Genomic DNA, 18,169 nt, shown 5'->3' with positions numbered 1-18,169 from the left:
GCCAGATGATCGGAATGGATCGCCACACCGGGCAACCCATATCCGGCATCGAGCATTTGCGGCAGTCCATCGCCGACATTCTGAGTACGCCCCTGGGTAGTCGTCGGCAGCGGCCGGAGTACGGCAGCAAGCTACGCGGTTTCGTTGACTTGCCAATCAATGCTGGTTGGAAAAGTGCGGTCCAGGCCGAAGCGGCCCGTGCCCTCGGTCGTGGTGAGCCGCGCCTGAAGCTTGAGCGAGTGACGGCGCTTTCGCTGCTGGATGGAAAAATAAACATGCTCGTTGCCGGCGAGTACCTGGGCGACAACTTTGTCTTGGAGGTAAGCGTATGAGCATCGTGGACTTGTCGGCCTTACCGGCGCCGGAGGTGCTTGAGCCGCTGGACTTTGAAGATGTCTACGAAGAAGGGTTGTCAGCGTTCCGCGACTATATGGGCGACAACTGGAACGCCGCGCTTGAAAGCGATCCGGTTACCAAGGTGCTGGAGGTGGGGGCCTATAACAAGGTCGGCAACCGCGCCCGGGTTAACGACGCATGCAAGGCGTTGCTGTTGGCTCACGCGATCAATGGCGACCTCGATCAGCTGGGCGCAAACGTCAACCTTCAGCGCCTGGTGATTCAACCCGAGGATCTGCTGGCTGTTCCACCGGTGGCTGAAGTCCTTGAGGACAATGATTCGTTCCGCGAGCGTATTCAGCTGGCCTATGAGGGCCTGACTACGGCCGGGCCGCGTAACAGCTACATCCTGCATGCGCGTAACGCTTCCGGCCTCGTGCGGGATGCCACGGCGGAAAGCCCATCGCCGGCACGCGTTACCGTAACGGTGCTGAGTACCGAAGGGGACGGGACGGCCACGCCGGCGCTGTTGGCCACGGTGGCTAAAGCCATCAATGACGACGACGTGCGGCCGCTGGGGGATCGGGTGACAGTCCAGGGCGCCGAAATTCTGAATTACCGAATTGACGCAATCCTGCACATGAACAGTGCTGGGCCAGAAGGTGACGCCGCCCTGGCCGAAGCCTTGAGCCGTCTGTCGAAATGGGTCAACCCTCGTAAACGTCTTGGCGTTGAGGTGGCGCGGTCTGCTGTGGACGCCCAGGTGCATGTTGCCGGCGTTTCGCGTGTCGAGCTGCCCGGGTGGGTCGATCTGGCCCCTACTAAAGCCCAGGCCGCGTACTGCACGGGTTACAGCGTGAGGTTGGCGGATGAAAAGCCTACTGCCCAGCAATAGCACGCAGCTGGAGCGCGCCCTTGAGGCTGCGCTTTACGAAAAAACCATTGTTCCGTTGCGCACGCTCTACAACGCCGATACCTGTCCGGCCCATTTGCTGCTGCATCTGGCGTGGGCCTGGTCGGTCGACCGCTGGGATTACCGGTGGAGTGAGGCGACCAAGCGGGCCGCCATCAAGGCCTCGTATTACATCCACAAGCACAAAGGCACGATTGGCGCATTGCGCCGCGTGGTCGAGCCGCTGGGCTACCTGATCGAGGTCATGGAGTGGTGGCAGACGGTGCCCGAGGGGGGGCCTGGCACGTTCGCCCTGAAGGTCGGCGTGCTGGATACCGGCATTACCGAGGAAATGTACGACGAGCTGACCCGGCTCATTGATGACGCCAAGCCCGTCAGTCGGCACATGACCGGCCTGGCGATCAGCCTGGAGACCACCGGTTACATCGGCATCGGCGCCTGTGTAAGCGAGGGTGAAGTGATCGACGTTTACCCGCCAACCCCCCGCGATATCGAGGTGACCGGCACTTATGGCCTGGTCATGTGTATTGATGAAATTGACACCCTGGACGTGTATCCATGATTGATCAGAACAGTCAGTTTTTTGCCATTCTCACAGCTGTGGGGGAGGCGAAACAGGCAAACGCTACCGCCCTGGGCCAGCCCTGGACCTTCTCCAAAATGGGCGTGGGCGATGCCAACGGCGCGGACCCAATCCCCAACCGCGCGCAAACGCGCTTGATCAACGAATGGCGCCGCGCGGCGGTCAATCAGGTGCGAACCGATCCGGCAAATCCGAACATCATCATCACCGAGCAGGTTATCCCGGCAGACGTGGGCGGTAAGTGGATTCGGGAAATCGCTCTGTATGACGCCGATGGCGACATGGTGGCGGTAGCCAACTGTGCCCCGAGCTTCAAGCCTTTGCTTGTGCAGGGTACCGGCAAGACCCAAATTATTCGGATGAACTTCATCGTCGCGAATACTGCGAGTGTTGTCCTGAAGATTGACCCGGCGATTGTCCTAGCGACCCGCGAATACGTTGATACCCAGATTGTTGAAGCCATGGCAAAAATGGACTTCAAACAATCGGTGTTGGTGGCCACCACGGCCAACATCGCCTTGAGCGGTGTGCAGACCATCGACGGCGTGCTGTTGCCGGCGGATGCGCGCGTGCTGGTGAAGAATCAGACGGCCCTCAAGGAAAACGGCCTGTACGTGGTTTCTTCGACCGGCGTGTGGAAGCGCACCCAGGACGCAGACAGTAGCGTAGAGGTGACGCCGGGCCTGTTCGTTAGTGTCGAAATTGGCAATACGAATGGCGACAGTATTTGGCAGCTTGTGACGGACGCGCCGATTGTCTTGGGCGCTACCGCGCTGATTTTTGAAATGGTTACGGGGAGTTCCGGTGTTAGCGCTGGATCTTATTCGAGCGTTACTGTCGACAGGCGTGGTCGGGTTATTGGTGGGACCAACCCGGCCACGTTGGCGGGCCACGGCATTACGGACGCTTATACCGCCGGCCAGGTTGATCAGAAGGTGCTTTTGGCGCTTGAAGCCATGGCGAATTTGCTGGACCCGCTGCCGTTCGCCGCGCTCGACTTTCCGACTGTTGCCACCAGTGATGGGCGCCTCGCAATTACTGCGGCTGTTGCTGCTGGATCTGGCGGTACCGTGTCGGTGCCGGCGGGGGTGAGAGTGGCGTTGGCCGAGCAGGTGGAGGTAGGTCAGACCGGGCGGCCTCGAATGGTGTTAACTACTGCCTGGTCGAGCGCTGAGATGGCAGTTAATACCACTTACTACCTGCGCGCGGCTATCGAAAACAAGGCGCTTGCGTTCTATGTGGCCACTGGCGCTGATACAGATCCTATTCCTGCCTCCCAGCGTTCGAAAGCGGGTCAGTCAGGCGCCGGATTTGATTCGACGGTAATCGACATTCTTCTCGCCAAAGTAGTGACGGGGGCAGCGGGTACGGCGCCAACCGTGACGCCGCTGGCGAACAAAAAACGTCTTGAGGCCGCCGCCTTTTGGTCCGCTGCCAACGGTAGCTACAGCCTTCAGCTTAATTGGGCTAGATCCCCTAGAGCTTATGTATCGAGTTTTGGCGACTACGACTCAAACACAAAGTCGGACTACACAATCGTCGCTGAGTCTGTTGGCCCTTACGCTGGAGGCGTCCCGTCAGTCCCGACTGGTGGTTTCAGTGATAGAAACGCTGGTCGAGTATTAATCGGCTCATATATTCCGACAGGTGCGCAGGGCGCGGGCCTGATTAACGTTCGAATCCGGTGGGACGCATGATGAATATCGCCTTGGTGCAAGACAGCCTTGTCGTCGGATTGGCGATGGGTGACTCATTGGGCGAACCCATCCCTGAGGGGGTGCCGGTCGCCATTGGTTGGCGGTTTGAGGGTGGTCAGTTCTCCGAGTCTTTGAGTGTGCCAGTGCCAGTGCCAGTGGATCAGCTCGCAGCTTTAGAGCGCGACTGGCGGGACGCTGAGGTTAGTTCTACCGAATGGCTCGTAACGAGACATCGTGATGAACAGGATTTGCAGCGGGCGACCACGCTCTCGTCTGAGCAATTCGCTGAGGTGCTGACGTACCGACAGCAGCTGCGCGATTGGCCGCAATCGCCGGACTTCCCGGATAGCGAGCATCGGCCCATCGCGCCGGCCTGGATCGCCGAACAATCCCAATAACACCCCGCACTGACGGGGCGTTTTCTTTTTCGAAACTGAGGCTCAACCCATGCCGTTGCATATCCTGCGCGCTGCTTTGCAGTGGGCGTTGTTTCTCCCGTTACGCGTAATTTTGATCCTGCTGGGCTTTCTGGTTGTGCCCCTGGCGCTGCCCGGACTCTCTTTTGAGGGGCCGCCTGTGGCGTTCACCCAGGCCCCAGGTGATTGGCGCCTGGCGCGGCTTCCTGCCTGGGCTTGGTTGTGGTCCAACGACCGCGATGGCGCTTTGGGTGACAAGCGCGGGTGGTGGAACATGAACACGCCTTTCGACCTGGGCGCCTATCACTGGTTTTCGCAGTTCTGGTGGTTGGCCATCCGCAACCCGGCGAACAACATGCGCTTTAACCCCTGGTTCAGTTGCCCGGTAGCTGAGTGCGATTACCGCTACTGGGGAGCCGAGGTGGTCAAGGATCGCCCCGGGCAGGGTGGGCGCCGTTTGATCCTGGCCACGCACAAGAAAACGGGCCGCCGCTATTACGGTTTCTACGGTGTGTGGCAGTGGTCGGCCGCGCGAGCCCTGGTGATTCAACTGGGCTTCAAGCCTGAGCCAAGCGACTGGAAAGAAGACTACAGCGCCGATCCAAGCGCGCAGTGGAAGGGCCTCAAGTTTGAGGTGAATCCCTGGAAGTCGATTTAAGCCACTACAGCGCCCTCCCTGGCGCTGATCGTTACGCGTAACACGAACAACCTACGGCCTCGCTTATGCGGGGCTTTTTCGTTTCTGGAGATTGAGCCCTATGAGTTTCTTTCACGGCGTCACTACTTCGCTGATCGACACCGGCGCGCGCACTATTTCGCTCCCGTCGTCCTCGATCATCGGTCTGTGCGACACCTTCACGCCGGGCGTACTCGGTGGCGGCAACGCCAAGGCGGGCGAGCTGAAGCTGATCACGTCTGAGCGCGAAGCCATTGCAGCGTTCGGCACTGACTCGGCGATCACCCGAGCTTGCCAGGCGATCTATGTGCGGGCTAAGGCTGTGATTGTCGCCATTGGCGTGCCTAAGCTCGCTGACGCCGCGCTGCAAACGTCCGCCATCATTGGTGGGGTTCTGGCGGATGGGCAGCGCACGGGCCTTCAGGCGCTGCTGGACGGCAAGAGCCGACACAACGCCCAGCCTAAGTTGCTGATTGCCCCAGGGCACTCGGCCACGCAGGCGGTGGCCACCGCCATGGACGCCCTGGCCGGCAAGCTGCGCGCGATTGCCATTGTTGATGGCCCGAATACCACGGACGAGGCCGCCATGGCCTACGCGTTGAACTTCGGCAGTAAGCGGATCTATCTGGTGGATCCGGGCGTGCAGTTCTGGAGCACTGTCGACAGCGCGACCGTGAATGCCCCGGCTTCTGCCTGGGTGGCTGGCCTGTTCGCCTGGACCGATTCCGAGTACGGCTATTGGGCGTCGCCATCGAACAAAGAGTTTGTCGGCATCACCGGTACCACCCGGCCGGTGGAGTACTTGGACGGCGACGAGACGTGCCGGGCCAACCTGCTCAATAACGCGAACATCACCACGATTATTCGCGATGGCGGTTACCGCCTGTGGGGCAACCGCACTTGCTCGGCGGATGCCAAGTGGTCGTTTGTTACCCGTGTGCGTACCTGCGACATCCTTATGGATGCGATCCAGGCGGGCCACAAGTGGGCTGTAGACCGCTCGATCACGAAAACCTATGTGTCTGACGTGACCCAGGGCCTGCAAGCCTTTATGCGCGATCAGAAGAACGCCGGCGCCGTGATCAATTTCGAGGTTTACGCGGACACCGAACTGAATACGGCCAGCCAAATCGAGCAGGGCAAAATCTTCTGGCGCATTCGCTTCACCGACGTGCCGCCGGCCGAGAACCCGAATTTTCTGATCGAGGTCACCAACGAGTGGCTGACTGAAGTACTTGAAGCAGCCTAAGGGGGCCGAGCAATGATTCCTGAAATGTTGACCAACTGCGTCATGTTTGCTGATGGCGTGAGCTTTTCCGGTGACGTGCCGTCCATGACGCTGCCCAAGCTGTCGATCAAAACCGAGGAATACCGGGGCGGCGGTATGAGCGGCCCCGTCGACCTGCCGACCGGCTTGGAAAAGCTGGAAGCGGCATTCACCACCAACGGCGTGCGTAAAGAGGCGCTGAAGTTCTTTGGCTTGGCGGATCAGACCGCGTGCAACCTCGTTTTTCGTGGATCGTTCAAGGGGCAGAGAGGCACCGTCAAGTCGGTAAACGTAACCCTGCGCGGCTCGCTCAAAGAAGTCGATATGGGCGATTGGAAGCCGGGCGACAAGGCCGAAATCAAGCACACCGTGGCCGTCACGTACTACAAGCTCGAAATCGACGGTCGTGTGATGTACGAAATCGACTTTGCCAACATGGTGCAGGTGATCAACGGTGTTGATCAGTTGGCCGCTGAGCGTACGGCCCTGGGCCTTTAAGGATTGATGACATGACCAACGTATCTACCGCAGCACTCCCGTCCTGGCTGGTACTGAGTGACGAAGGCGTTACCGTAACGCTCAAACACAAGGCCAATCTCAATGGCGTTATCACCGACAAGTTGATGATGCGCGCGCCCAGCGTAAAGGATGTTATGGCCGCCAAAATCGCCGGCAATGGCGACAATGAAAAGCAAGAGTTGAGCTTGTTTTGCAGTCTGCTCACGGCCACCGAGGCTGAACTTACGGCCCTCAAATTCAAGGACTACATGCGCCTTCAGGCGGGCTATTTTCGCCTGGTTGAAGAAGACGACGTGTAACGAGGGCACGCTTAAAGCGCTGGCCAAACGCTTGGCAAAAGAGACGGGTTTCTCGTCTGCCGAGATACTGGCCATGCCCTTTAACGTGATGGTGTGGTGGCTCACGGATTGAGCCGCTGTTGATCTTCCCGACGTATAGGGCGCGCACATGGCAAACAAACTTGCTCTCGGCCTGGTCATTGGCGGGGCTGTCAGCTCGACGGTGGGGGCGGCGTTCAAGGACGTCAGCAACAAAATCAAGAAGCTGGAGGAACAAGGCTCCCGGGCGCGGGTGCTGGAAAAGACCATTGGCGAAACCATGCGCCTGCGCGATGAATGGCGCAAAGCGCACATGGCCGGCGACAAAGGCGCGGATGCGCTACGGCGAAAGCTGGACAACAATCTGGACGGGCTGCGTAAGCAGGGCGTTGAAGTGCGCAACCTGACCAAGGCTTATGCGGCCATGGGGCAGGCGGCGACAAAGGCCGAGTTTAAAGCCAAGGGCCATATGCAGCTCGATGCTGGTAAACAGCAGATGAAAAGCAGCATCGGCCAGGCGGCGGCCGCCACGGCAGCAATGGCCATTCCGACGAAGGTGAGCGCGGACTTTGGCGCGATTGTTCGTGACATTGCGATCAAGGCGAACATTGCCAACAAGCCCGAAGAAGCGCAGATGGCCAAGACGATTATTGGCACGTCGCGCGATACCGGCATGGCCCGCAATCAGGTGGCCGAGGTGGTCAACGCTTTGGTGGGTGCCGGCATGGAGCTGGATAAGGCCCTGTCGTACGCGCCGGTAGCGGCCAAGTTTGCCGTGGGCCAGGGTTCGGACGGCGGCGAAACGGCACGCATGATCAACGCCCTGGGGCAGAACGCCAAAATATCCGACCCGGCCGTGATGCAAAAGGCGCTGGAGGCCATCGCCTATCAGGGCCAGGCGGGCAGCTTTGAAGCGGCCGACATGGCGCGCTGGTTCCCCGAGTTGCTGGCGGGCATGGGCAAGATCGGTATCACCGGCATGGATGCGGTCACGCAACTGGGCTCAATGCTTCAGGTGCAAATGAAGACCGCCGGCGGCGCTGATGAGGCGGCCAACAACCTCAAGAACTGGATGGAGAAAATCGGTTCTGGCGATACGGTCAAGGCCTACAAGGACGCTGGGATTGATTACCAAGCGTCGATGAATACCGGCCTGCAGAACGGTAAATCAACCCTGGAGTCCAGCTTTGAGCTGGCACAGAAGTACATTGCGGCAACGGATCCGAAGAAGGCCGCCGCGATGGCGGCCGCTACAGCGAAGATCAGTAAAGAGACTGACCCCGAGAAAGCCAAGGCCATGATTGCCTCCCTGGAACAGGCTTTGCGTACCGGGGATCTGTTCGCGGACATGCAGGTTAAGGGCGCTTTGACGGCCTACATGCAGAACAAAGAGCTGTACGCGCAGCTCAAGAAAGACTCGGCCAGTGCCACCGGGATCCTTGATAAGAACCTTGAGGAACGCCGGCAGGCGTCAGCGCAAAAATGGGCGGAAATGGCCCAGGGTATGGACGAGGCCATGCGCGCCATTGGTGACGCATTCCGGCCGGTCACTGACAAAGTGGCGGATGGTTTGGCCTACGTCACCCAGGGGCTGGCCAAGCTGTCGGACGAGTCGCCCCGGGTTGTGACGGGGATCGGCGCCGCCGTGGCGGCCGTGATCGCCTTTCAGACCGCTATGAGCGGATTCAAGATTGCCAAGGGGTTGCTCAACCTTGGGCGCGGCTCGCTGATGGGTAACCCCAACATCCCGCAAAAAGTCATTGTCACCAACATGCCCGTGGGCGGATCTGGTGGCATGGGAATGGGCGACCTCGATGACACCGGCGTAAAGGACGGGAAAGGCAAGGGCAAGGGCGGCGGCCGTGGCGGCCGAAGCCCCGGGCGTGGCATTGGGGCGGGCATGAAGGGGCCGGCAGTATTGGCCGTGATAGAGGCCGGTTTTAAGGTCAAAGACACTTACGACAACGCTGAAACCCAGGACGAAAAAGCCGAAGGCTATGGCGCTGCGGCTGGTGGACTTGCTGGCACGCTCGCCGGTGCGGCGGCCGGTGCGGCCATTGGTTCGGCAGTGCCGGTAATCGGCACCATCGTGGGCGGCCTGATTGGGGGCTATCTGGGCAGCTTGGGCGGTGACGCCCTGGGCGGTGCCATCGGCAAGTCAATGTTTGGCTCTGACGAAAGCAAGAAGGTCATGCCCGTGGCCGGGCCGCTGATGATGAAGGATGCCGGCAAGGACATTCCGCCAGTGCTGGGGGATATTGCCAAGTCTTTTGCCCCGTCTCGTACGGGGCCGCTGATGTTGGCCAATCCAGGCCAGGGCGCGTTGCCGGCAACGCCAAGCGCCCTTAATCCGGGCGATGTTTCGCGCGCCATGATGATGCCCCAGGCCGCCGCAGATGCGACGGCTGGGCCGCTTGCGGCGGCAGTGGTCGCCAAGGTACAGCCGGCGAAGATTGAGCCCAAGGTGGACATTAGCGCGCCTTTCACGCTGACGGTACAAGGCGATGTGAAAGACCCGAATGAGCTTGCGGCCAGGTTACAGCCGCTGCTGGAGCAGCACCGCCGGGAAATCGCCCAGCAGCTCGAAAACCGACAGCTCTACGACGCGCCGCATCTCTAAGGGGGGAATATGGAATCACTGGCACAGCTACAGTCGGGCCTGAAGTACCTGGCCTCGGCCGGCGAAGCGGGCCGGCGCAGCATTGATGGGATGATGGGGCCGGTAAACGGTGCGATCAGCGAAATCACCGGCGCGGCCAACGAGCTGGAGGATCTGCCGTTTATTGGCCCGGCCGTGGGGGCAAAGCTACAGCGAGTAATGCGTGGGATTGCCACCGCCCAGGCCAAGGTTGGCCAGGTGGTGGCCACCTACAACCGTGCCACGCGTGCCCTGTCGCAGATTGACGAGCGCCTGGGCACATTGAAGGAGCAGGCCGGGCGGGCGGCTACGGCGATCAACAAGATCGCCGGCAAGATCGACCCGTCACTGGCCAACATTCTGCCCACCGGTGCGTTTGCCACGGATTCAACGCCGGCGAAAGAGGCGGCGAAGCCTTTCCCCCATCTGCTGATCATTCAGCCGCTGGACCCGAAGGCGCAACCGTATTACTTCAACCTTGATACGGCGGCCTTTGATTCGCTGCGCCGCTCGACCGAGTACCGCTGGGCCTCCCAGGAGCGCCTGACGCGTCGGTCTGCCCAGCAGGCCGTGGGCATGGGGGACGAGAAAATCACGCTCAAGGGCGATATTTTTCCGGGCTACCGTGGCGGGCTGGAACAGCTAAACACGCTGCGCTCGATGGGCTCCCAGCTCAAGCCGGTAACCCTGACCACGGGCTATGGCGTTGTGCTGGGCACTTGGTGCCTCAAGACGATTGACGAAGACCAAAGCGCGCTGATGCAGGGCGGTATCCCCCGCAAACAGGCGTTTACCTTGGAGTTTGTGCGCTATGGCGACGACATGCAGAACATCTGACGGGGATCTGCTCGATACCATTTGCCATAACTTCTATGGCCATCTGGTGGGCAGTGTTGAGGCCGTGCTGGCGGCCAATCAGGGCCTGGCGGACGAGGATCAGCCTTACCGCGCAGGCGTGGTGATTGTCTTGCCGGATCTGCCAGGCCCAGTGGATGAGCAAGTGGCGCTGTGGGATTGATTCAGTCCTATTGGCTGCGTCCTTGTTCCGTTATGCGTAACGCCTCCTTTCCCTAAAGCCCGCCCAGTGCGGGTTTTTAATTGGCCAATGCCCTATGACTCCACAATTTAGAATCGTCGCGAACGGTTCCGATATCACGTCGCTGATTAACGATCGGCTTTTACTGTTGCGCACCACGGACAAGCCCGGCATGGAATCGGACGAGTTTGAGTTGCGCATTGATGACCGCGACGGCCTGGTAACGCTGCCCAAGCGCGGCGCCGGGATCGAGGTCTACCTGGGCTATGCCGAAACGTCCCTGGTGCGCCTGGGGCGCTATGTGGTCGATGAAATCGAGGTATCCGGTCCGCCGGACACCATCGTTATTCGGGGCAAGGCCAGCGACATGCGCGGCACCGGCAAATCCACCCGGAGCGGTAGCTGGGAAGACGTGCCGTTGTCGAAAATCGTTTCTGACATTGCGGCCCGCAACGGCTGGACACCGGCCTGCACCATCGCCACGAAGGTCGCCCGGGCTGACCAGCTCCACGAATCTGACTTCAGCTTTGTCACGCGCCTGGCTAAACAGTACGACTGCACCGCCAAGGTGGGCGACGGTAAGTTGATGGTGATGCAACGCCAAGCGGGCCTGAGTGCCAGTGGCAAGGTGATTGGCGCGATCACCATCACGCGCAGCGACGTAAGCCGCTGGCAGTTTCGCCTGGGCGACCGTAATGCGCACAAGACCGTAGCGGCCAAGCATCAGGACAAGAAGACGGGCAAGTTATCGGTTGTATCCCTGGACAACGACGACGTGCCGGATGGCCTGCCGGCAGTACACACCGACCGCCATATTCACCCGAACAAGACTGCCGCCGAGTCCGCGGCTAAGGCGCGCTTGGCTGCGTTCAACCGTTCGACGGCCGGCGTGCGCCTGGAAATGGACGGCCGCACGGATCTTTTTGCTGAGCGTTCTATCAACGCCCAAGGCTTCAAGGTGGGGCTCGATGGCGAATACCTAGTGGATTCGGTGGAGCAGACATTCACCCAGGCCGGCTGGTCCACCACCGTTGAGTGCAACGGCGGCAAAAAGAGCAAGGCCAAAGCCAAAGGCAAGAAAACGAAGAAAGCCGCTAAGCCTGTCAAAGTCGTCAGCCTGGAGTAGCGGTCGCGCCACAACCCCGCCAAGTGCGGGCTACTCACGTTAGGAGCTTGTATGCCCATCACCCAGCAGCAGTTGCTGCAGATCCTCCCGAACGCCGGCCCTCGAGCCGGTATTTTTTTGCCTGGAGAAATGTAATGCCACGACTTTCCGAATCGCTCGCCGGCGGCCGCAACGTGCTCGCGTTCCTCGACATGCTCGCCTGGTCCGAGGGCACCAGCACATCTCCGGCCACTGCCATGGATGGTTACGACGTGATCGTCACCGGCGCCGATCGTAAGCCCGAGGTCTTCAAGGACTTCATAGATCACCCGTTCGCCAAGGGGCGCGCGTCGAAGGTCATCAACAGCAAGGGGCTGACGTCCAATGCTTCCGGCCGTTATCAGCAGATGCTGAAGGACTGGCCGCACTACAAGTCGCTGCTCAAGCTGCCGGACTTCAGCCCGATCAGCCAAGACCTTTTGGCGCTGCAGCACGTCCGCGAGTGCCGGGCTATGCCCGACGTGGTGGCCGGGCGGATCGAAACGGCTATCGCGAAGTGCCGGAACATCTGGGCCAGCCTGCCCGGCGCGGGATACGGGCAGCGCGAACACCGCCTGGAGGATCTGCTGAAGCAGTACCGGCTGGCGGGCGGGGTGATGTCGTGACGCCGGGTCAGATCCTGGCCGCGATCCTGCTGGCGATGGCCGTCAGCGCCGCCGGTACCTGGCGGGTGCAAGACTGGCGCTACGGCAAGGTGCTGGCTGACGCTGCAGAAGCCCAGGCCCAGGCGACCATCAGAGCGTCTGATAATGCGCGAGAAGAAGAGCGGCGCCTACAATTGGCAGTGAATAAGGAAGGAAGCGATGCGAGAGAACAGAACAAGGCTGCAGCTGTTGATGCTGGCGCCGCTGATGCTGCTGGTGACAAGCTGCACATCGAGGTCGGTAAGTTTGCCTCCATTGCCTGCCCCGGCGATTCCGGAACTTCCCAGCGAGGCGCGTCAGCCACCCGCGCCGCAATGGTGCTCTCCGACTTGCTCCGTCGGGCTGACCAAAGAGCGGGAGAGTTGGCGGTTGCGTATGACCGGGCCCGAATAGCTGGGTTGGCATGTGAGGCTACTTACTCAATATTGTTGAACGGTTCAGTTGAACTGCTTCAAAAAAATAGCGGCAGGGCCTCCTCAGGCGCTGCCGCTCGTCCGTTTGGTGGGTAGAAGCTAAGTCACTGTGGAAGCTTACTTGCTAATGTAAATTTTGAATGGCTTGCCCACTGCACGCTGGATGTGGCCGTTTTTTAGGCGACGGCTCCAGCGGAGGATGAACGTGCCACGTTCGTCGGTATATGTCATAGCGACTCTCCTAAAGAGGTGGCCACTACTCATTAATTCTGGACAACTCCACCAAACGGGACTAGAGTCCGCACTGGTTCTAGGCAGTGCTTTCACTAGCGGTTCTGCGGAAGCGGAGAGCGAGTGGAGAACTCCCCCAGTAGGTTTGCGGCCTACTGCCAATTTCTGGTTGATCATGTTTGCGGCATGGTCAATCAGAAATATTTCAGTTCAAGCTGGGCGCCAGGCGTCTTAAGTTTGAGCTTTCTGATAATTGCGTCAGCAAATTCGTCAGCTTGCCATTCGGAGTCTTCTTCGAGAACTCCCTTCGTGTCCGAAAAGTGAAGCATCGCTCTGTGACACAAAAAGATGTGCCCCAGCTCATGAAGGAAAATCCTGATGGCCTCAGGGTCGCTCCTGTTCAGCTTCTCGTACATCCATTCCGGCATGTAAATGAAGCCTTTCTGTGGGTCCACCATCGCCCTTGCGATATCCTCCATCATCCACTCATCGTTCTCGATGGAATCAATGAAGATCCCATTTTCTTCGAGGTCGTTGATGAACATCCCTATTTTCTGTACCGAGAATGAGCGACGACTTAGCTTGAAGATCTTGCAGATCCTGCCCGCAATAAAGTCAATGTCGGTCGGGCCGAGCGCGGGCACACGATGCCCGCGCATGTCATAGTGAGCAGCTTCACTTGGAGTGGTCATCGCTGTTTTCCCCGTAGATTTCCCCGAGTAAGCGACCCAGACGAGTCAGCTGCTCCTGGTTAAGATCTGAGTTGGCAAAACCAGCGATAAGCATGCGGTGTTGCGGACGCAGCCCTTCAAGCGATACTGATTCGTTATCGTCGCAAGCAATAGCCTTCAACTCTTGAACATTGATTTGTTCGCCAAGTTCGTTGAAATAGATGGCAATTTTTTCAACCCAGTCCATCGGGATCTTACTGCGGCCTGTTTCCATCGCACTCAAAAACGCTGTAGAAGCGCCAAGTGTGCTAGCCATCGTGCTAAGTGTTACGCCATATGCGCGGCGATACTCACGTACCTTTGCGCCAAATTTGGAAAGCGACATGGTCACGGCCCCTTTCTGCTTTTTCATGAGAATGGTTGCATTAAGCCGTCATAAGACAAGCTTGTCAACCATTCTAGTTGAAAAGTTTAAAGCTTGAAAGGAGCGGCTGTGGATGTGTATGCCTATATCGCGCTTATCCATCCGCCCCCGGCGCCGTCGGCGTGGTTCATGGAGCCGCGCGAGCCCAACTTGACCCAGCACATGCTCAACGAATTCTCGCCATCACCGGTGACTGCGATCAAGGACTGATCGCGCTGCGGGCTTGCCAGGCGTATGTCAGGGCGATAGCCCGGTGACCGTCTGATCAGTCAGGAGTCATGAGGACGGCCAGGGTAAGCTTGATGAACTCTTCATTCTGGTCAATTGTTTGCAGGGCGCCGCGCACGTTCTCTGCGACTTCCGCGGAGCCACGCTGCTCCACCCAGTTCGATAGCTCCATTATGGAGGCTTCGAGGGCGAGCTGGTTTTCGTAGAGTTTTTCGAGCAGGGATGGAAGCAGGTCTGAGTTCGGCATAGATGTTCCTCCGTGGAGTGAACAGGGTAGCAGGCAAATTATTTGGTTTGGGGAGCTGGTCGGCAGGACGCCGGGGGAGGGGATGGATCTCGTACCAATTTTTGTACCACTGACCGCGTTTCGCTATCGAATAGCGGGTATCCCAAAGTAGGCAAGGGCCCGTATTTGCTGGGTTTGGCTACTTTGGAAAACCGAAGAATACCCAAAATTAATATTAGGAGTATGGACGAGAGACTGTCGAATGTTCTTCTAAAACCAGACGAAAGTGCTTAAAAACTAAGAAAAAACAGGTTTTCTTCCGGGCAATAAAAAGCCCTGCGATAAGGCAGGGCTTTTTCAGTACGGCTGGTTATTAACCGTGCAGGGTCTCTGCGGCGTACAGGGTGTTTTCCAGCAGGCAGGCACGGGTCATCGGGCCAACGCCACCCGGCACCGGGGTGATCCAGCCGGCTCGGGGCAGGGCGGTCTCGTACACCACGTCGCCGACCAGCTTGCCGTCTTCCTGGCGGTTGATGCCCACGTCAATGACGATGGCGCCTTCCTTGATCCATTCGCCCTTGACCAGGCCCGGCTTCCCGGCGGCCACGACGACCAGGTCGGCTCGGCCAACGTGGCCGGCCAGATCCTTGGTGAAACGGTGGGTCACGGTGACGGTGCAACCGGCCAGCAGCAATTCCATGGCCATGGGGCGGCCCACGATGTTGGACGCGCCGACGATGACGGCATCGAGGCCGTACAGGTCGACACCGGTGCTTTCCAGCAGGGTCATGATGCCTTTGGGCGTGCACGGGCGCAGCAGCGGGATACGCTGGGCCAGGCGGCCGACGTTATAAGGATGGAAACCGTCGACGTCTTTGTCAGGGCGGATGCGCTCGAGCAGCTTGGACGCGTCCAGGTGCGCGGGCAATGGCAATTGCAGGAGGATGCCATCCATCGCCGGGTCGTCGTTGAGGCTGTCGATCAGGTCGGTCAGGGCCTGCTGGGTGGTGTCGGCAGGCAGGTCGTAGGCCTTGGAAATAAAGCCGACCTCTTCACAGTCTTTACGCTTGTGCGAGACATAAACCTGAGAGGCAGGATCGCTGCCGACCAGGATCACCGCGAGGCCAGGCGTGCGCAAGCCTTGCTGGCTGCGCTCGGTGACTCGTTTGGCGATCTGCTGGCGCAGGCTGGCGGCGATTGATTTGCCGTCGATAAGTTGTGCAGTCATTACGCGTGATTAACCATCGAGAGGGGGAGGAAAAGTGCGCGCATTCTCGCACGCCACGGCGTGAGGGCAAAGGCGCTTGGTCCGCAAATTGGCCTAACCCCTTAAATAAAATGAATTTTTTTCAAAAAAGATTTGACGGGTTTCCAGGCCCTCTATACTATTCGTCGCACTTGTCGGGCACAGCCTAGCACTGGTTAAGAAGGTCGAGCAGAATCGTTGTTCTGCAAGGCTGGAAGCACTTAGTTTGTAATCCTCCAAGAGTACAGATTAATAAGGCGCCCGTAGCTCAGCTGGATAGAGCATCCGCCTTCTAAGCGGATGGTCGCAGGTTCGAGTCCTGCCGGGTGCGCCATTAGGCAGCTTTGGCACAAGTAGCGCTATATGGTGGGCGTAGCTCAGTTGGTAGAGCACGGGATTGTGACTCCCGTTGTCGAGGGTTCGATCCCCTTCGTCCACCCCATATTTTGAAAGGCGCCAGATTAATCGTCTGGCGCCTTTGCTTTAAGAGCTTCAAGCGCGGATGTGGTGGAATTGGTAGACACACTGGATTTAGGTTCCAGCGCCGCGAGGCGTAAGAGTTCGAGTCTCTTCATCCGCACCAAATAAAGCTTTACTCGGTCTATGCGCAGGGTAAGGCTCGACAAAGAAGTAGTTTGGTTTCTTTGTTAACGCAATATGGTGGGCGTAGCTCAGTTGGTAGAGCACGGGATTGTGACTCCCGTTGTCGAGGGTTCGATCCCCTTCGTCCACCCCATATTCGAAAGGCGCCAGATTTAACAGTCTGGCGCCTTTTTTGGTTTTGGCGGTTCGGTTTTTCGTGGCTGCGGGTTCTGGGTCGCGATGGCGGTGCGTTTCATCGTATTTATGTGTCTCGATGATGCTGCGTTGTCTATCTGCCCTTATTGCGGGGTGGGGCGTCAGGGAGGTAGCGACGATCCCTTCTATATATAGAGGGGCGGCGCAGAGCCCTGGCGTGTTTGGCTTTATTTGTCACCGGGGCGGGGCGCGACAGTGCCTTCGTACCGATAAATTGCCGGCTGTTTACGGGCGTATTTCCAGTAGGGTGACTTCTTGAGTTTGACCCACTAGAATGCATGCCCTTGATTGGGGTCGGAAATGGCCGGCTAACGTCTGTGCAACGAGGAATATCCATGCAAGTTTCTGTTGAAAATACTACTGCTCTCGAGCGCCGCATGAGCATCACCGTGCCGGCTGAGCGCATCGAGACTGCGGTCAACAAGCGTCTGCAGCAGACTGCCCAAAAGGCCAAGATCGCTGGTTTCCGTCCGGGCAAGGTGCCAATGAGCGAAATCAAGCGCCGTTTTGGTGCTGATGCGCGCAATGAAGCCGTCGGTGACGTGATCCAGGCTTCTTTCTACGAAGCAGTGGTTGAGCAAAAGCTGAACCCGGCTGGTTCGCCTTCGATCGAACCTAAGTCCCTGGAAGCGGGCAAGGACCTGGAATACGTTGCCGTATTCGAAGTGTTCCCCGAGTTCGAAGTGGCCGGTTTCGACGGTATCGCCATCGAGCGCCTGAGCGCCGAAGTGGCTGATTCGGACCTGGACAACATGCTGGAAATCCTGCGCAAGCAGAACACCCGTTTCGAAGTGGTCGACCGTGCTGCCCAGAACGAAGACCAGCTGAACATCGATTTTGTTGGCAAGGTTGACGGCGAAGCATTCGCTGGCGGCTCCGCCAAGGGTACTCAGCTGGTGCTGGGTTCCAACCGCATGATTCCTGGCTTCGAAGACGGCCTGGTTGGCGCCAAGGCTGGTGAAGAGCGGGTCCTGAACCTGGAATTCCCTGCTGACTACCAGAATCTGGACCTGGCTGGCAAAGCCGCCGAGTTCACCGTGACCGTCAATAGCGTTTCCGAGCCTAAGCTGCCAGAGCTGAACGAAGAATTCTTCAATCAGTTCGGCATCAAGGAAACCGGTATCGAAGGCTTCCGCACCGAAGTTCGCAAGAACATGGAGCGCGAGCTGCGCCAGGCTATCAAGTCCAAGGTCAAGAACCAGGTCATGGACGGTCTGCTGGCCTCCAACCCGATCGAAGTGCCTAAGGCCCTGCTGTCCAACGAAGTGGATCGTCTGCGCGTACAGGCTGTTCAGCAGTTCGGCGGCAACATCAAGCCAGACCAACTGCCGGCCGAGCTGTTCGAAGAGCAAGCCAAGCGCCGTGTGGTACTGGGCCTGATCGTGGCTGAAGTGGTCAAGCAGTTCGACCTCAAGCCTGACGAAGACCGCGTCCGCGAAATGATTCAGGAAATGGCTTCGGCCTACCAGGAGCCTGAGCAGGTCGTGGCTTGGTACTACAAGAATGACCAGCAACTGAACGAAGTACGTTCGGTTGTGCTGGAAGAACAAGTTGTGGATACTGTTCTGCAGAAGGCTAAGGTGACCGATAAAGCGGTCTCTTACGAAGAAGCAGTCAAGCCGGCGGAAGCAGCACAAGCCGACTGATTGTCCAACTCGTTGGAAATTCAACCATAAGCCAGCCTCGCGCTGGCTTATGCGTTTTCAAGACATGACTATTTGGGAG

The 18,169-nt window shown here is 58.7% G+C and carries 20 protein-coding genes, 4 tRNA genes and 2 pseudogenes; 22 read left to right on the top strand and 4 right to left on the bottom strand.

All coding sequences use genetic code 11. The features are described from left to right. Window positions 1-5: 5 nt before the first annotated feature. The 16 genes and pseudogenes from M2397_RS16250 to M2397_RS16175 all read left to right on the top strand — a co-directional run bounded on the left by M2397_RS16250 (window position 6) and on the right by M2397_RS16175 (window position 12,716). The gene (locus M2397_RS16250) at window positions 6-332 is read left to right on the top strand and encodes a GPW/gp25 family protein (RefSeq protein WP_259244033.1); all 327 of its coding nucleotides are present in this window, start codon (window positions 6-8) and stop codon (window positions 330-332) included. Next, entirely contained in the window at window positions 329-1,231 is a 903-nt protein-coding gene (locus tag M2397_RS16245) for a baseplate J/gp47 family protein (protein ID WP_259244032.1), read from the top strand. The genes M2397_RS16250 and M2397_RS16245 overlap by 4 nt, the downstream gene beginning before the upstream one ends. Beyond that, window positions 1,206-1,811 (top strand): phage tail protein I, encoded by a 606-nt coding sequence (locus M2397_RS16240; protein WP_259244031.1) that lies wholly within the window; start codon window positions 1,206-1,208, stop codon window positions 1,809-1,811. Before M2397_RS16245 ends, M2397_RS16240 begins: the two co-directional genes overlap by 26 nt. Further along, window positions 1,808-3,529, top strand: coding sequence for a phage tail protein (locus M2397_RS16235; RefSeq protein ID WP_259244030.1), 1,722 nt, complete (start codon window positions 1,808-1,810; stop codon window positions 3,527-3,529). The genes M2397_RS16240 and M2397_RS16235 overlap by 4 nt, the downstream gene beginning before the upstream one ends. Beyond that, window positions 3,526-3,927 (top strand): phage tail assembly chaperone, encoded by a 402-nt coding sequence (locus M2397_RS16230; RefSeq protein ID WP_259244029.1) that lies wholly within the window; start codon window positions 3,526-3,528, stop codon window positions 3,925-3,927. Before M2397_RS16235 ends, M2397_RS16230 begins: the two co-directional genes overlap by 4 nt. A gap of 49 nt (window positions 3,928-3,976) precedes the next feature. Beyond that, window positions 3,977-4,603 (top strand): hypothetical protein, encoded by a 627-nt coding sequence (locus tag M2397_RS16225; protein WP_259244028.1) that lies wholly within the window; start codon window positions 3,977-3,979, stop codon window positions 4,601-4,603. A 100-nt stretch (window positions 4,604-4,703) separates the two neighbouring features. Next, a complete protein-coding gene (locus tag M2397_RS16220; protein ID WP_259244027.1) occupies window positions 4,704-5,870 on the top strand; it encodes a phage tail sheath family protein in 1,167 nt (388 codons plus the stop codon). Between the two features lie 12 nt (window positions 5,871-5,882). Next, window positions 5,883-6,386 (top strand): phage major tail tube protein, encoded by a 504-nt coding sequence (locus tag M2397_RS16215; RefSeq protein WP_259244026.1) that lies wholly within the window; start codon window positions 5,883-5,885, stop codon window positions 6,384-6,386. 11 nt (window positions 6,387-6,397) lie between these two features. After that, window positions 6,398-6,706: a phage tail assembly protein gene (locus M2397_RS16210; protein WP_259244025.1), complete on the top strand. Its 309-nt coding sequence runs from the start codon at window positions 6,398-6,400 to the stop codon at window positions 6,704-6,706. Window positions 6,707-6,854: 148 nt separating this feature from the next. Further along, window positions 6,855-9,344, top strand: a complete 2,490-nt coding sequence (locus tag M2397_RS16205) for a phage tail tape measure protein (RefSeq protein ID WP_259244024.1) — start codon at window positions 6,855-6,857, stop codon at window positions 9,342-9,344. Between the two features lie 9 nt (window positions 9,345-9,353). Beyond that, complete coding sequence (locus M2397_RS16200; RefSeq protein WP_259244023.1) at window positions 9,354-10,199, top strand: phage tail protein; 846 nt, start codon at window positions 9,354-9,356, stop codon at window positions 10,197-10,199. Then, a complete protein-coding gene (locus M2397_RS16195; protein WP_017848158.1) occupies window positions 10,174-10,380 on the top strand; it encodes a tail protein X in 207 nt (68 codons plus the stop codon). Before M2397_RS16200 ends, M2397_RS16195 begins: the two co-directional genes overlap by 26 nt. 94 nt (window positions 10,381-10,474) lie before the next feature. Next, window positions 10,475-11,524 carry a phage late control D family protein gene (locus M2397_RS16190; RefSeq protein WP_259244022.1) on the top strand — a complete coding sequence of 350 codons (1,050 nt, stop codon included), beginning with the start codon at window positions 10,475-10,477 and terminating at the stop codon, window positions 11,522-11,524. Window positions 11,525-11,575: 51 nt separating this feature from the next. After that, window positions 11,576-11,647, top strand: a pseudogene (locus tag M2397_RS16185) (glycoside hydrolase family 19 protein); the annotation flags it as partial. Window positions 11,648-11,658: 11 nt separating this feature from the next. Further along, window positions 11,659-12,168, top strand: coding sequence for a glycoside hydrolase family 104 protein (locus M2397_RS16180; RefSeq protein ID WP_259244021.1), 510 nt, complete (start codon window positions 11,659-11,661; stop codon window positions 12,166-12,168). Continuing rightward, window positions 12,165-12,716, top strand: coding sequence for a DUF2514 domain-containing protein (locus M2397_RS16175; protein WP_259244020.1), 552 nt, complete (start codon window positions 12,165-12,167; stop codon window positions 12,714-12,716). Before M2397_RS16180 ends, M2397_RS16175 begins: the two co-directional genes overlap by 4 nt. A 329-nt stretch (window positions 12,717-13,045) precedes the next feature. Here M2397_RS16175 and M2397_RS16170 read toward each other — a convergent pair whose 3' ends face one another. Both M2397_RS16170 and M2397_RS16165 read right to left on the bottom strand, forming a co-directional pair. Then, on the bottom strand, window positions 13,046-13,543 hold the full coding sequence (locus M2397_RS16170; RefSeq protein WP_259244019.1) for an ImmA/IrrE family metallo-endopeptidase: 498 nt from the start codon (window positions 13,541-13,543) through the stop codon (window positions 13,046-13,048). Continuing rightward, window positions 13,527-13,934 carry a helix-turn-helix domain-containing protein gene (locus tag M2397_RS16165; RefSeq protein ID WP_230633857.1) on the bottom strand — a complete coding sequence of 136 codons (408 nt, stop codon included), beginning with the start codon at window positions 13,932-13,934 and terminating at the stop codon, window positions 13,527-13,529. The genes M2397_RS16170 and M2397_RS16165 overlap by 17 nt, the downstream gene beginning before the upstream one ends. Window positions 13,935-14,044: 110 nt before the next feature. Here M2397_RS16165 and M2397_RS16160 point away from each other — a divergent pair. Next, window positions 14,045-14,203: pseudogene (locus M2397_RS16160) on the top strand (lysis protein); the annotation flags it as partial. Window positions 14,204-14,211: 8 nt separating this feature from the next. Here M2397_RS16160 and M2397_RS16155 read toward each other — a convergent pair. Next, window positions 14,212-14,421 carry a hypothetical protein gene (locus M2397_RS16155; RefSeq protein WP_259244018.1) on the bottom strand — a complete coding sequence of 70 codons (210 nt, stop codon included), beginning with the start codon at window positions 14,419-14,421 and terminating at the stop codon, window positions 14,212-14,214. A gap of 352 nt (window positions 14,422-14,773) precedes the next feature. Next, entirely contained in the window at window positions 14,774-15,628 is an 855-nt protein-coding gene (folD, locus tag M2397_RS16150) for a bifunctional methylenetetrahydrofolate dehydrogenase/methenyltetrahydrofolate cyclohydrolase FolD (RefSeq protein WP_090402619.1), read from the bottom strand. A 275-nt stretch (window positions 15,629-15,903) separates the two neighbouring features. Here folD and M2397_RS16145 point away from each other — a divergent pair. The 5 genes from M2397_RS16145 to tig all read left to right on the top strand — a co-directional run bounded on the left by M2397_RS16145 (window position 15,904) and on the right by tig (window position 18,090). Beyond that, window positions 15,904-15,980: transfer RNA gene (locus tag M2397_RS16145), tRNA-Arg, on the top strand. A 32-nt stretch (window positions 15,981-16,012) separates the two neighbouring features. Further along, window positions 16,013-16,088: transfer RNA gene (locus M2397_RS16140), tRNA-His, on the top strand. Window positions 16,089-16,144: 56 nt separating this feature from the next. After that, window positions 16,145-16,229: transfer RNA gene (locus M2397_RS16135), tRNA-Leu, on the top strand. Window positions 16,230-16,306: 77 nt separating this feature from the next. Next, window positions 16,307-16,382, top strand: a tRNA-His gene (locus M2397_RS16130). A gap of 397 nt (window positions 16,383-16,779) precedes the next feature. Continuing rightward, window positions 16,780-18,090, top strand: a complete 1,311-nt coding sequence (gene tig, locus M2397_RS16125; protein WP_027606242.1) for a trigger factor — start codon at window positions 16,780-16,782, stop codon at window positions 18,088-18,090. Window positions 18,091-18,169 lie beyond the last annotated feature (79 nt).

It is taken from the genome of Pseudomonas sp. BIGb0381, from assembly GCF_024809815.1.
Taxonomy (GTDB): domain Bacteria; phylum Pseudomonadota; class Gammaproteobacteria; order Pseudomonadales; family Pseudomonadaceae; genus Aquipseudomonas.
The sequence above is the reverse complement of the archived record's forward strand: the minus strand, read 5'-3'. Positions and strand labels throughout refer to the sequence as shown.

Coding starts and splice junctions, on each gene's coding strand:
- tig (WP_027606242.1), top strand. CDS start 16,780: ATGCAAGTTTCTGTTGAAAATACTACTGCTCTCGAGCGCCGCATGAGC.
- M2397_RS16215 (WP_259244026.1), top strand. CDS start 5,883: ATGATTCCTGAAATGTTGACCAACTGCGTCATGTTTGCTGATGGCGTG.
- M2397_RS16180 (WP_259244021.1), top strand. CDS start 11,659: ATGCCACGACTTTCCGAATCGCTCGCCGGCGGCCGCAACGTGCTCGCG.
- M2397_RS16250 (WP_259244033.1), top strand. CDS start 6: ATGATCGGAATGGATCGCCACACCGGGCAACCCATATCCGGCATCGAG.
- M2397_RS16165 (WP_230633857.1), bottom strand. CDS start 13,934: ATGAAAAAGCAGAAAGGGGCCGTGACCATGTCGCTTTCCAAATTTGGC.
- M2397_RS16155 (WP_259244018.1), bottom strand. CDS start 14,421: ATGCCGAACTCAGACCTGCTTCCATCCCTGCTCGAAAAACTCTACGAA.
- M2397_RS16240 (WP_259244031.1), top strand. CDS start 1,206: ATGAAAAGCCTACTGCCCAGCAATAGCACGCAGCTGGAGCGCGCCCTT.
- M2397_RS16220 (WP_259244027.1), top strand. CDS start 4,704: ATGAGTTTCTTTCACGGCGTCACTACTTCGCTGATCGACACCGGCGCG.
- M2397_RS16245 (WP_259244032.1), top strand. CDS start 329: ATGAGCATCGTGGACTTGTCGGCCTTACCGGCGCCGGAGGTGCTTGAG.
- M2397_RS16230 (WP_259244029.1), top strand. CDS start 3,526: ATGATGAATATCGCCTTGGTGCAAGACAGCCTTGTCGTCGGATTGGCG.
- M2397_RS16190 (WP_259244022.1), top strand. CDS start 10,475: ATGACTCCACAATTTAGAATCGTCGCGAACGGTTCCGATATCACGTCG.
- M2397_RS16200 (WP_259244023.1), top strand. CDS start 9,354: ATGGAATCACTGGCACAGCTACAGTCGGGCCTGAAGTACCTGGCCTCG.
- M2397_RS16235 (WP_259244030.1), top strand. CDS start 1,808: ATGATTGATCAGAACAGTCAGTTTTTTGCCATTCTCACAGCTGTGGGG.
- folD (WP_090402619.1), bottom strand. CDS start 15,628: ATGACTGCACAACTTATCGACGGCAAATCAATCGCCGCCAGCCTGCGC.
- M2397_RS16210 (WP_259244025.1), top strand. CDS start 6,398: ATGACCAACGTATCTACCGCAGCACTCCCGTCCTGGCTGGTACTGAGT.
- M2397_RS16225 (WP_259244028.1), top strand. CDS start 3,977: ATGCCGTTGCATATCCTGCGCGCTGCTTTGCAGTGGGCGTTGTTTCTC.
- M2397_RS16195 (WP_017848158.1), top strand. CDS start 10,174: ATGGCGACGACATGCAGAACATCTGACGGGGATCTGCTCGATACCATT.
- M2397_RS16170 (WP_259244019.1), bottom strand. CDS start 13,543: ATGACCACTCCAAGTGAAGCTGCTCACTATGACATGCGCGGGCATCGT.
- M2397_RS16205 (WP_259244024.1), top strand. CDS start 6,855: ATGGCAAACAAACTTGCTCTCGGCCTGGTCATTGGCGGGGCTGTCAGC.